Origin of the sequence: Photorhabdus sp. RM96S (assembly GCF_042879335.1) — a bacterium.
Lineage (GTDB): Bacteria > Pseudomonadota > Gammaproteobacteria > Enterobacterales > Enterobacteriaceae > Photorhabdus > Photorhabdus kayaii.
In genome coordinates, this window is the sequence record NZ_JBHFKT010000183.1 from 1 (window position 1) to 446 (window position 446).

Below are 446 nucleotides of genomic sequence, written 5' to 3' on the forward strand. Positions count from 1 at the left end.
GATGACCTGTTTACCCAGTCTGCCGCGGCGCAGTATCACCTGGGGCCGCAGGCTTTTCCCACCTGGCCGGTGGCGGACACCGTGCCCTACTTCACCCACGCGCTGTTTGAAACGGTCCTGCTGGCCGAACCGAATCTGGCGGCGGAAAACCGCCTGTGGCTAAGCCGCAACCGCCGTCAACTCCTGGCCTTCTCCGCCGTGGGCGCCGGGGTGGTGCTGGCCCTGTGGACCGGCTGGCACGCCGCCTATCAGCAGAACTACCGGGCCGGCGACGAGGTCCTGGCGCAGGCCAAAACCTTCCTGTCGGTGCCGCCCCCCAAAGGCGAAGACCGTCACGGCAATTTACAGCTTCCCCTGCTCAATCCTCTCCGCGAAGCCACCCTGGCCTACGGGGATTACCATCAGAAAGGGCTGCTGGCGGATATGGGGCTTTATCAGGGCGCGGC

The 446-nt window shown here is 65.7% G+C and carries 1 protein-coding gene; it reads left to right on the plus strand.

Annotated features, from left to right (window positions below):
• Window positions 1-446, plus strand: a 446-nt coding sequence (locus ACGF49_RS24865; RefSeq protein WP_387493424.1) for a type VI secretion protein IcmF/TssM N-terminal domain-containing protein, incomplete at both ends; no start/stop codon positions are given.